The organism is Xenorhabdus beddingii (assembly GCF_002127545.1).
Lineage (GTDB): Bacteria > Pseudomonadota > Gammaproteobacteria > Enterobacterales > Enterobacteriaceae > Xenorhabdus > Xenorhabdus beddingii.
The window spans coordinates 39,633-51,410 of sequence record NZ_MUBK01000009.1 but is presented as its reverse complement, the minus strand read 5'-3'; the positions used below and the strand labels follow the sequence as shown (position 1 = coordinate 51,410).

At 44.9% G+C, this 11,778-nt stretch carries 8 protein-coding genes; 5 read left to right on the top strand and 3 right to left on the bottom strand.

The window, feature by feature from the left end; genetic code table 11:
* Nucleotides 1-67: 67 nt before the first annotated feature.
* Nucleotides 68-3,346: a non-ribosomal peptide synthetase gene (locus tag Xbed_RS07155; RefSeq protein WP_086112237.1), complete on the bottom strand. Its 3,279-nt coding sequence runs from the start codon at nucleotides 3,344-3,346 to the stop codon at nucleotides 68-70.
* A 318-nt stretch (nucleotides 3,347-3,664) separates the two neighbouring features.
* On the bottom strand, nucleotides 3,665-5,290 hold the full coding sequence (locus Xbed_RS07150; RefSeq protein ID WP_086112236.1) for a cyclic peptide export ABC transporter: 1,626 nt from the start codon (nucleotides 5,288-5,290) through the stop codon (nucleotides 3,665-3,667).
* Nucleotides 5,291-5,560: 270 nt separating this feature from the next.
* Between Xbed_RS07150 and nudI the strand changes: the two genes are divergently transcribed.
* On the top strand, nucleotides 5,561-5,986 hold the full coding sequence (nudI, locus tag Xbed_RS07145) for a nucleoside triphosphatase NudI (RefSeq protein ID WP_086112235.1): 426 nt from the start codon (nucleotides 5,561-5,563) through the stop codon (nucleotides 5,984-5,986).
* Between the two features lie 281 nt (nucleotides 5,987-6,267).
* Here the strand turns inward: nudI and hxpB are convergent, their stop codons facing one another.
* Nucleotides 6,268-6,906, bottom strand: a complete 639-nt coding sequence (gene hxpB / locus Xbed_RS07135) for a hexitol phosphatase HxpB (protein ID WP_208612208.1) — start codon at nucleotides 6,904-6,906, stop codon at nucleotides 6,268-6,270.
* 464 nt (nucleotides 6,907-7,370) lie between these two features.
* Between hxpB and Xbed_RS19960 the strand changes: the two genes are divergently transcribed.
* The 4 genes from Xbed_RS19960 (at nucleotide 7,371) to astD (ending at nucleotide 11,763) form a co-directional block, all read left to right on the top strand.
* Nucleotides 7,371-7,508: a PAAR domain-containing protein gene (locus Xbed_RS19960; RefSeq protein WP_208612207.1), complete on the top strand. Its 138-nt coding sequence runs from the start codon at nucleotides 7,371-7,373 to the stop codon at nucleotides 7,506-7,508.
* Between the two features lie 503 nt (nucleotides 7,509-8,011).
* Nucleotides 8,012-9,223: an aspartate aminotransferase family protein gene (locus tag Xbed_RS07130; protein WP_086112232.1), complete on the top strand. Its 1,212-nt coding sequence runs from the start codon at nucleotides 8,012-8,014 to the stop codon at nucleotides 9,221-9,223.
* Between the two features lie 21 nt (nucleotides 9,224-9,244).
* Nucleotides 9,245-10,276, top strand: coding sequence for an arginine N-succinyltransferase (gene astA, locus Xbed_RS07125; RefSeq protein WP_086112231.1), 1,032 nt, complete (start codon nucleotides 9,245-9,247; stop codon nucleotides 10,274-10,276).
* An 11-nt stretch (nucleotides 10,277-10,287) separates the two neighbouring features.
* Entirely contained in the window at nucleotides 10,288-11,763 is a 1,476-nt protein-coding gene (gene astD / locus Xbed_RS07120) for a succinylglutamate-semialdehyde dehydrogenase (RefSeq protein WP_086112230.1), read from the top strand.
* Nucleotides 11,764-11,778 lie beyond the last annotated feature (15 nt).

The following is an 11,778-nucleotide window of genomic DNA, read 5'->3' as shown; positions in this document are numbered from 1 at the left end:
ATGGTAGAGATGAAATATCATTATTATTCATTTAGTTATCACCATTTAAAACAAGATAAAATAAGGCTTAATTCATTGATTTATAAACATCTTGCAGCGACTCTGCATCAAATTGCAGTAATAGAGAGTCGATAATGCATTCTTCAAGCTGACAAAGGGTTGGGTGTGAAAACAGTTGATGAATGGACAATTCAACATCAAAGGCTTTTTTGATCTGGGACTGTAGCTGTAGCACCAGCAGGGAATGACCGCCCAATTCGAAGAAATTGTCATGGCGGCTTATCCGGTCTAATCCCAATAATGCCTGCCAAATGGCGGCCAACTGTTCTTCGGTTTCGCTTTCCGGGGCAACATATTCACGGGTGGACATGGCGGAGTGATCCGGGGCTGGCAATGCCTTGCGATCGAGTTTGCCATTGGGGGAGAGAGGAAACGCCTCCATCATCACAAATGCGCTCGGGATCATGTAATCAGCAAGATGCCTGCTCAATTGTCCGCGCAATTGAGCAATAGTGGGGGAGCTATCTTTATTGGGGGTGACATAGGCGACCAGCCGTGTATCTCCGGTCTCATATTCACGGGCAACGACTACCGCTTCCCGAATATCAGGGCACTGGAGCAGGGAGGCTTCAATCTCACCTAACTCAATGCGTAATCCGCGAATTTTAACCTGAAAATCGTTGCGTCCCAGATAGGCAATGCGGCCATCAGGTAGCCAGCGTCCAAGATCGCCGGTTTTGTACAGGCGGGCATCAGGATCAGGGCTGAATGGGTCGGCAATAAAACGCTCTGCGGTCAATTCAGGTAAATTCAGGTAACCGCGAGCCACGCCGAGACCACTGATATGAATTTCACCGGTGACGCCAATCGGAACCGGCTGATGATGTCGGTCAAGCACGTAGATTCGGGTATTGGCGATCGGGCGGCCAATCGTGATTTGAGATTGGGTCTGGGAGAGAAAATTGTCCGGCTCCGCCAACAGATTAGTGGATGCGGTTGACCAAATGGTGGTTTCGGTCGGCCCGTACAGATTCCACAAGCCACTGACCTTTTCCTTTAAACGCCGGGCCAGTTCAAGCGGTAATGCTTCTCCGCCGCTTAATGCCTTGATGTTGGCGCCGCTCCAGCCGGAATCGAGCAACATCCGCCAGGAAGTGGGGGTCGCCTGAACTATGTTGATGTTATGTAACGAGATCAATTTGACCAATTGCTGGGGGTCTTTGGCGGCCAGTGAAGGAGCCAGAACCATGCGGCCGCCGCTGAACAGGGGCAAATAGAGTTCCAGCCCGGCGATATCAAAGCCAATGGTTGTGGAAGCAAGCAGGGTGTCATCGGCATCCGTTTGCAATATTTCCTGCATAGCCAGCAGCAGGTTCACCACACCCCGATGTTCCACCATAACCCCTTTGGGTAAGCCCGTCGAGCCGGAGGTGTAAAGCACATAGGCCAAATGGCGGGCGGTCAGCCCCAGCCGGGTGGCGTCTACATTATCAGCGGGCTGGCGGGAGATATCCGCCTGAACGCTGGGATTATCCAGAAACCAGATCGGGATTTCGGTGACAGGCTGTTTTTCTTGCAGACCTTTTGCCTGCAAAGCCTGATGGGTCAGCAGGAGCACCGGTTTACTGTCTGACAGGATATACGCGAGCCGGTCAACCGGATAGTCAGGGTCGAGCGGCACATAAGCGGCACCGGCCTTTAAGATCCCCAACAGGCCAATGACCATATCCGGACCGCGCTCCATGCACAGGGCAACCCGATCGTCAGGGTGAACCCCTGCATTGACAAGGGCGTGAGCCAATTGGTTAGCCCGCTGATTCAATGCCGCGTAACTGAGTTGTGCATCCTCATAGAGCAATGCCGTTGCTGTGGGGTTGCGTTCTACTTGTTGTTCGATGAATTGATGGATTAACCCATGTTGTGGAAAGGGTTTATCGGTCGCATTGAAATCATGGAGGATTTGCTGACGGGCCGGTTCATCCATCAAGGCTAAGTGATTAACGGTTTGTTGTTCGTCATCAACCATTGCTGCCAGCAGGTTCAACAGATTTTGCATGAGCTGGGAGATGAATTCAGTATCAAATACCGTGGTATCGTAATAAAAGGCATAACGGATTTGATCATCAACTTCCAGCACATTCACCATTAATGGGACGGGAATATCGGCATAGAAGGGATAGGGAAAAGGCCGCAAATCGGCATTGCCCCACCGCACCGTGACATCATTCTCTTCCGCCATCCACAGTGAAGTCAGGTCGCCAATGTATCTGGCTTTTTGAAATATCATCACCGTTTGAAAAACGGGGGGCACTTCGGCATTACGTTGCAATTGAAGCTGTTCCAATACCTTGGAGAACGGATATTTCTGGTTTTCAATGCCCTGCCTGACGGTTTTCGTGGCCTGTATAATGTGTTCTTGCACCGACATCTCACCGTTGATTTGGCTGCGCAAGGCGATGGGATTAATAAATTCGCCGACCAATTTCCCCCAGCGGGCACGGCCTCGGCCCGGCATAATCGAGCCGACAATAATGTCATCCTGCCCGGTATAACGATTCAGGAGGATTTGGTAGGCAGCCAGAAAAATGGCGAACAAACTGTTGTCATATTTTGCTGTCAGGGCCTGTAATTTATTTGCCAAAGATTGAGGTACTTTTTTATATAAAGAAATTTTCCCAGTGGCAGGCATGGCACTGTTTTTAGTGGGCCATTGTGTTTTAGTCGGCCATTGTGTTATCGCTAAATCGCCGGCCAGTGTCTTTTGCCAGAATTGCTGTTGTTTTTTTGCCCCGGCACTGTTTAACCATTGCTGCTGCCATTTTACATAATCATGAAAACTATGTTCCGATGCCGGTTCCAGCGGTTTTCCAGAGAGCAGTGCATCGAGTTCATCCAACAGCACCCAATAAGACCAGCCATCAACTGCCAGATGATCAAAGGTCAGCATCATGACGCTCTCTTGTTGGCTGCACTGATACCAACTGGCGTAAATCCGCAGTGGATGGGCTAAATCAAAAATATGCCAGCAGTCGTCCTGAACACGTTGCTGAAGTGCTGCTTCGCTGAGATGTTGGGCATCATGTATAGTGAGTGTGATTTCAGCCTGCTCTGCGATGCAATAGCCCAGTTCACCGTGATATAGGCCAAAACTTGCCCGTAGCATCGGGTGTCTTTGCACCAATTTATTGAGAGCTGCTTCTAATCGTTCGGCGGTTAACCCTGTAATGCGGGCACAGAATGCACTATTATTTTGCCCGCGTTTGTCTGGGGCTATTTGATATTGAAACCAGCGACTGCTTTGCGCTTCCGATAAAGGGAATGCTTTTAATTGTTCAGGGTCATTCATTCTATAACTCCCTTTTCCTTTTTATGGGGATATTAAAAATAAAAACATGCGTACTTACAGAACAAAAAATCACACGCCACGTTGGACTAATAAAAAATATTCCCGTGAAATAGACGGTATTTCTATTAGAAAAAGGCGTGGTGTACAGAGATCAAATGACATAAAAATAGGGGGCCATTCTAATAAAAAAGAACAGCCTAATGTTTTAATGCCTGGTTAAATTTCTTTCCATCGCTGAAAGAAATGATGATCTTTACGGGATTAGATAATTTTACAATAAATTATTTTATTCCACATTTATAATAATGTCTTTCTGACCTATCCCATTTTATTACTGACCTCTTTAATATTTCCGTCTTCCAATTTAATAATGCGGTCAGCAATATCAAAATAAGCATCATCATGACTGATAATAATGACAGTTTTGCCATTGGCTTTTAATTCAGGCAATAGTTCAGTATAGAATAGACGTTTAAACACCGGGTCTTGATCCGCAGCCCATTCATCAAACAAGTATATGGGGCGATCTTCCACATAAGCTGAAACTAAAGCCAATCGTTTCCGTTGACCCGCAGAAAGATTGGTTGTGGAAAAGCCACCCTCAACAATCTTGACTTTATGTGACATATTTAAGGCTTCAATATAATGTGTCGCTTTTTCAGTGACATCGGCATCATTGTTGAGCAATTGTTCGAAGAGATGATAATCGGAGAAAACGGCAGCAAAGAACTGGCGATAATGCTCATTATTAGCGGGGGTGACCTGTACGCCATTAAGCAGGATAGAGCCGGATTCTTGCTCAAACAGGCCGACAAGCAACATGGCGAGGGTGGTTTTTCCACTGCCATTGCCCCCCACAATGAAAACAATTTCGCCCTGTGATATTTTCAGGCTTAATGGGCCGAGGGCGAACTGACGATCTTCTTTATCCGTCGTGTAATGATGGATAACCTCTTTCAGTTCAAGCTCCATCGGTTGCTGGTTGTGGAATGGATTGGGGCCTTCAACCTGAGCGGAGAGTGATTCTTCCAACTGATGGTCAAGGCGGCGCATTTTCTCCAACGAAACTTTCGCTTCCCTCAGTTCCGGAATAGCTCCAATCACTTCACTGATGGGACCCGATAAAAAGAGCACCAGCAACGAGACGGTGAACAGTGTTGATGGCTCCTGGGGCAACCAGATGGGAACAATAAAAACGATGACACCGATAATGGCATAGAATGTGACAGAACTGGCATTGAGAACCCACGCATAACTGGAATTCGCTTTAATACATATTTCCTGAAAGGCTTTGGCGGCGGGGGCGATGACCTTATCGATAAAAAGATTACCCTTTTGTTTATTGAGTTTCAGCTCCTTACTGCCATCAATCAGGCTTTGGAAATTAAGATATATTTTATCCACTTGATCGCGCATGGCTGTCATCAAGCGCAGTGGGTGTTTTTCCCACAGATAAAACAGATACATTGAAATAAGGCTGAGTACCGCCAGAATGACAAACAGTTGCCAGGATATCCAGGCTAAATAACCAAAACAGGCCATGATGAGGGTGATGTTACCAAAAACACTGGGTGCCAGCATAAACGAGTGTACGAAAACATCGACATCTTTGGTTAAAACAGCCAATAGGCCATGTCGCCCAAGTTTATGCAATTTTTGCAGTGGTGCACGTAATATTTTGTTACTTAAACTCAGGCGTAATGAAAAAATAGTGGATTGGGCTAAATGGGATAACGTAATTTCTGCTACCGTCTTCGTAATAAAAAAAATAAAGCAGATACCAAAAAAGCTCCAGAGAAATGCAGTGAGATTAATCGTTTCTGTAACACCTTGACTAATCATGCCAACGATTGAAGCACCTGCGAATCCACTAATTAATGCGCTTATTGTCGATACAAGCAATAATACCCAAGATTGACGATATAAATAAGCTATTAGAGTCATAAAAAACGAGCCATTGTCGGAGGTTATAATTAATATGAAAATTCATATATCTGTTTACTCAATCCACTATAGTTGTTTTTTTCTTATGAAACTGCAAGCGTGATTTATAGCATAGCAATATTAATAAATATCATTGTAATAAAATCACCTGCTTTAACGGTGTTGTCAGCAAAGACCTCCGGAGCAGAGTTATGATTTGTCAGAGTCCGGATAAGATTGACATATTTTCTGATATAGTGATCTACAAAATAAGTATGCTGAGGAGATGATATGCGTCGGAGAATAATTGTCTGTCCTATTATTCATAATAATGGGGAATACCTGCTTTGTAAAATGGCTTCTGATCGTGGTGTATTTCCGGGTCAGTGGGCTTTGTCCGGGGGAGGAATAGAACCCAACGAAACGATGGAAGCGGCGCAGAGACGAGAGATCAGAGAAGAATTGGGTGAAGCCCTGGAAATAACGGAGGTGAAACCTTGGGCTTTTCGTGATGATGTCCGGGTTAAAACGTATCCGGATGGCACCACCGAAGAAATTTACATGATTTACCTCATCTTTGATTGTTTCAGTGCCAACCGGGACATTACGTTCAACGAGGAGTTTCAGGAAATTGCCTGGGTGTCACCTGAAGCGATGAAAGACATGGATCTGAATGAGGCAACACGGGTTACCTTTACCCAGAAAGGGATAATTTGACAAATTCCGCCGGATCATCCTTACCGTTAATAATAGTGACACACTGAAATTCTGAGGATCCCTGACTCCCCGCCGTGCGGGGGAGTCAGGAAGTGCCCTACAATTTTGAAATGGCATTTATTTAAAATAATGAGCGCTATTTTTAGGTCTATACCCGTCATACTTCAAGCTGCCTCTTTGTTGGCTGCACTCACTCACCCCGGTCACATAGTTATCTATGCTCCCGGGGATGAGCTCCCTTGCCGCCGCGATGCAACTCGAATTATTTTGGGTATATTTAATTAGATTATATTTTCTAATTCACGGATGCTTTTTATTTTCCAGTCAGACATATCCCAATATGAGTGATGGTACTCAATATTATTTGGTATCACTACGCATCTCATCGATGCTGCTTTAACTGAAATCATGCCGGTTTTTGAATCTTCTATTCCTATACACTCTTTAGGTAAAACATTCAGCTTTTCTGCGGCATTGAGATAAACCATTGGGTGTGGTTTATTATATGGCATATCCTCTGCTGAGGATATATAGTCAAAATAATCAGCAATACCACATTGTTCGACTATTTGTAACAGAAAAGGTAATGGAGAAGCAGAGGCAATGCCAATTTTAATATTTCTTTTTACTAATAGTTCTAAGCATTCTACGACCCCATCCATAATCGGTTTTTCTGTAAGTATTAAATCAACGCCTTTATTGAAAAAATCTTTTTCAATTTTAGCTTTATTTAAATCATTTTTATTATAAAGCTGACAAGCTCTATCTATCATACCCGATACGGGTATACCTATCATACTAAACATTTCATCGTAGGTGATTGGAACACCATAATGATTTAAAATCAGCATGCCTGATTTTTTCCATAGTGGCTCAGAGTCTATCAGTACACCATCCATATCGAAAATAACTGCTTTCATAATTACCTTCTTTGTTTAGTTATACAAGGTGCTGCTTATTTAGTATAGCAATTTTATAGTTAATTCACGAAATTTATCAGTTGCTTTTATATTTTTTCTATCCCTAATTATTATCCTGCCATTTATCGTTATTCTCCTTTCTTTTTATCCAACTGACCATTAATTCTATAAGATTTTATTTGCTTCAGCAAAGCCAGTAAGAGATAGGCTTTCTATGTTATCAGAAAATTTTAGCGACGCGCTATTTATTGGTGATAACGGAGGAATGGCTGACTGTAAAGGTGAGTTGCTTTACAAAAATACGTGGTGTCATGATGTCGTCGGCAAAACGGGTTGATGACCTCAGAGAGAAAGAATTCTTATATACTGGATGGTCTGTGGAACTATTCTGTCTCACAGCATAAGCCTCTTTTCATGATCATATACGTTCACTCAGTGCATTTGAGTATAGCGAAAAGACGCATTTGAAGGAGTTGAAAGAACTGGCGGCATTGCGAATGCAGGCAATCATTGAGGGAAAAATCATCCTGAAAGGGGATACGGCAACAACAGGAGGAAAAGTTCTTACAGGCTCAGGGTTAACCCTCGAAATCGACGAATAATTGCTGTTTTGGGGAATAAAAATGAACTTTTTTCTAATTAACATTTTGATTTTAAATAAAATTATTGACATTTGGGATAAAATTGTTAATTGCAAATACATTTTTTAGATCATGGGCATAATTTATGCCATGAACTATGAATAATTATTGAACTAAACAACCTCATTCCTATTATCTTCAATTCCATATCCCTTTTTATTTATTTTTTTATGCACAAATGGTGCATAAATAAACAATAAATCCATTTTTATAAATTGTGAAAAACATCATAAAGTAAATCCATTGTGATTTTATTGTGTTGACTTTGTTAAATGTCAAAGAGATTATGAGGTTAATTAGCCATCAAAAAGGATAAGAAAGATACTGCGGTAATGTCATTGAAAACTTATCGGAACACGGTGAGGTGAATAGATAATATAAATGAATCTATTAATTAAAAATTATCGTTGAAGATAGATAAATTCATTTCTCTTTTTATATCCTAATTATTTGAGGAAAAACAAATGTCGGGCATGATTCAAAGAAATTGGTTTGACCAGTATATGGTTCCCTGTTTTTCACCTGCGAAATTTATCCCGGTGAAAGCCAAAGGTTCGCGCGTATGGGATCAGGACGGGAAAGAATACATTGATTTTGCGGGTGGAATTGCTGTTAATTCATTAGGGCATGCCAATGATGAATTAAAAAACACATTAATTTCTCAAATAGAAAACATATGGCACATAGGTAATGGTTATACTAATGAACCTGTTTTAAAACTGGCAAAATCTTTAGTCGAAAATACGTTCGCTGATAAGGTTTTTTTCTGTAATTCAGGCGCTGAAGCCAATGAAGCGGCATTAAAGATTGCCAGAAAGTATGCCCTGGATAAATATGGAAGCCATAAAAACGAAATCATCTCATTCGAGAACTCCTTCCACGGTAGAACATTATTTACCGTGACGGTTGGGGGGCAACCTAAATATTCTCAGGATTTCGCGCCATTGCCGCAACAAATTGCCCACCTGCCATACAACGATATTGCCGCCATCAAAGCCCACATTTCAGAAAAAACCTGTGCCGTCATTGTTGAACCCATTATCGGTGAAGGTGGGGTAATTCCTGCTGATCCTGCGTTTTTGCAAGCCTTGCGTGAATTGTGCGATCAGCATCAGGCATTGTTGATCTTTGATGAAATTCAAACGGGGATCGGGCGGACCGGGTATCTGTATGCTTATGAAGAAACAGGCGTGGAACCCGATATTTTGACCACCGCTAAAGGGCTGGGCGGCGGTTTCCCGATCGGAGCCATGTTAGTTAAGCACCCTGTCGCAGAAGTCTTCCAACCCGGTTCACATGGCACCACATTTGGCGGAAACCCATTGGCCGCCGCGGTTGCCGGTAAGGTCGTTGAGTTAGTGAATCAGCAGGAATTTCTGGCGGGAGTGCAGTCACGCCACCATGAATTTATCCGGCGCATGTCGGCGCTCAATCAACGTTATCAGGTATTCAGTGAATTACGTGGTAAAGGGCTCTTGCTGGGAGCAGAACTGGATAAGAAATATCAAGGCAAGGCGAAAAATCTGACCAATATAGCTGCAGAAGAGGGATTGATTGCCTTGATAGCGGGTCCCAATGTATTGCGTTTTGCTCCTGCGTTAAATATTGAACCGCAGGATATCAACGACGGTTTCATCCGCCTTGAAAACGCCCTCAAGCGATTTGTTCAGGAATAAAACCGATTTGAGGTAGAAATCATGATGCTATTTAGATCCGTTCAACATGAAGATTTAGGCGATATCCTTCATCTTTCGTCCCGTGCTGGCGTTGGCCTGACGACCTTACCAAACAATCAGGAGTATCTGGCGGCACGGATTTCACGCAGCATTGATTCTTTCAACGATGCAAGGGGACGAGCACAGCAAGGTTTTTTATTTACCTTGGAGGACACGGAAAAGCATCGTGTTGTTGGTGTCAGTGCACTGGAGTTGGCGGTAGGGCTGGAAGAGCCTTTCTACAACTTCCGGGTACACAAATCAGTGCGTTCTTCCCGGGAACTGGGGGTTTATACCACCTTCGAGACACTGATTGTCGGGCAGGATTATACCGGATGCAGCGAACTGTGTACGCTGTTCCTTGACCCCGATTATCAGGGCGGGCGCAATGGTGTTTTCCTTTCCAAAAGTCGCTTTATGTTTATTTCCGCATTCAGGCATCTTTTCCCGAAATCGATTATTGCGGAAATGCGTGGGGTCGTGGATCCACAAGGGGAATCGCCATTCTGGAATGCGCTTGGGCAACACTTTTTCAATGTTCCCTTTGCACAAGCCGATTATTTGACGGGCATTGGCTCCAAAACGTTTATTGCGGAACTGATGCCATTCTATCCGATTTATGTCTCTCTGTTGCCGGAAGAGGCGCGTCAGGCCATCGGTCAGGTGCATGACAATACCTTACCTGCCCGTACCATTCTGGAAAAAGAGGGATTTGCCTATCACAACGCGGTCGATATTTTTGATGCCGGCGCCATTTTAGATGCGGAAATTGACAAGATACGTACCGTCAAAGCCTGCCATCTCGTACATGTCAAAAAAAGCACTCAGCTTTCCCGAACTCAGGAGGGAGTGCCGTGCATTGTTTCTAACCTGCATTTTCAAGAGTTCAGGGCGCTGCTCCTGCATGTTACTGATCCGCTGGATAGTGGTGAATTGCGGCTTACCCCCGCAGAGATGGAAGCACTCCATGTGGATGATGGCGATGCGATACGCATTGTTTCTCTTTTTTCTTAAGGATTTTCACAATGAATCATCAAGCACATTATATTGGCGGGGCCTGGATAGCCGGACAAGGTTTACCTGTGATTAAACATTCTCCTGTTGACCAACGGGTTTTGTGGCAGGCGAACGGCGCTTCTGCCCGTCAGGTGGATGAAGCCTGTCAATCTGCCCGTCAAGCGTTTCCGGCATGGTCAAGATTAGCGGTTGAAAAACGTATTGCGATTATTCAGACCTTTGCTGATTTGCTGACACAGGAAAAAGAACACCTTGCCGGTGTGATCAGTGAAGAAACCAGCAAGCCACTGTGGGAAACCCGAACGGAAATCCAGGCAATGATTGGCAAAATTGCCATTTCCATTGAGGCATGGGAACAACGTACCGGGTATTGCGAAACTGCCATGCCAGATGGCAAAGCGATATTGCAGCATCGTCCCCACGGCGTAATGGCCATTTTCGGCCCCTATAATTTTCCCGGGCATTTACCGAACGGACATATTGTTCCTGCCTTGATCGCCGGCAACACGCTGGTGTTCAAGCCCAGTGAACTGACGCCAATGACGGCAGAAAAAACGGTTGAATTGTGGATCAGGGCGGGGTTGCCTGTCGGTGTGCTGAATCTGGTGCAAGGGGGCAAGGAAACCGGCAGTGCTTTGTTGGACAGCCGCGAAATTGATGGCGTGCTGTTTACCGGCAGTGCGGCGACCGGCTTTCATTTCCACCGTGTATTGGCGGGTCAGCCGGAAAAAATGCTGGCGTTGGAAATGGGGGGCAACAATGCACTGATTGTTGACGATTATGAGGATATTGAGGCGGCGGTTTACACCATTATCCAGTCTGCGTTTATTTCCGCCGGCCAGCGTTGTACTTGTGCCCGTAGATTGCTGGTGAAACAGGGGGCAAAAGGCGATGCGCTGATCCAACGGCTACTTGATGCCACCGGGCAAATTGTGCCTGCCCACTGGAATGCTGAACCCCAGCCGTTCATGGGCGGCGTCATCTCTTTAACTGCGGCAGAAAGTCTGCTGGCAGCGCAGTCTAACTTGCTGGCATTGGGAGGCACTTCCCTGCTCGCTTTAACACAACCCGATCCTCGCTCGACCTTCATGACCCCCGGCATTATTGACCTGACTCATGTTACAGAGGTTCCGGATGAAGAGTATTTTGGCCCCCTGCTGACCCTGAGACGCTATGACACGTTCGACGAAGCCATTTCCATTGCCAATGATACGCGGTTTGGGCTGGCATCCGGCCTGATCTCTCCTGATGCAGCGCTGTTCGAGAAATTATTGCAGGAAGCGAGAGCCGGGATCGTGAACTGGAATAAACCGCTGACAGGCGCATCAAGCAAGGCACCGTTTGGTGGCATTGGAGCATCGGGCAATCATCGACCCAGTGCTTATTATGCTGCGGATTATTGTGCCTGGCCGATGGCTTCTTTGATGGCTGACCATCTCGTTTTGCCTGAAACACCCGCGCCGGGGCTTGATTTTTTCCATTAATAGATAGGATGTTAG

Excerpts from the sequence above, each read along its gene's own strand:
- hxpB (WP_208612208.1), bottom strand. The coding sequence starts at position 6,906 with ATGAAAGCAGTTATTTTCGATATGGATGGTGTACTGATAGACTCTGAG.
- astD (WP_086112230.1), top strand. The coding sequence starts at position 10,288 with ATGAATCATCAAGCACATTATATTGGCGGGGCCTGGATAGCCGGACAA.
- Xbed_RS07130 (WP_086112232.1), top strand. The coding sequence starts at position 8,012 with ATGTCGGGCATGATTCAAAGAAATTGGTTTGACCAGTATATGGTTCCC.
- Xbed_RS07155 (WP_086112237.1), bottom strand. The coding sequence starts at position 3,346 with ATGAATGACCCTGAACAATTAAAAGCATTCCCTTTATCGGAAGCGCAA.
- Xbed_RS07150 (WP_086112236.1), bottom strand. The coding sequence starts at position 5,290 with ATGACTCTAATAGCTTATTTATATCGTCAATCTTGGGTATTATTGCTT.
- nudI (WP_086112235.1), top strand. The coding sequence starts at position 5,561 with ATGCGTCGGAGAATAATTGTCTGTCCTATTATTCATAATAATGGGGAA.
- astA (WP_086112231.1), top strand. The coding sequence starts at position 9,245 with ATGATGCTATTTAGATCCGTTCAACATGAAGATTTAGGCGATATCCTT.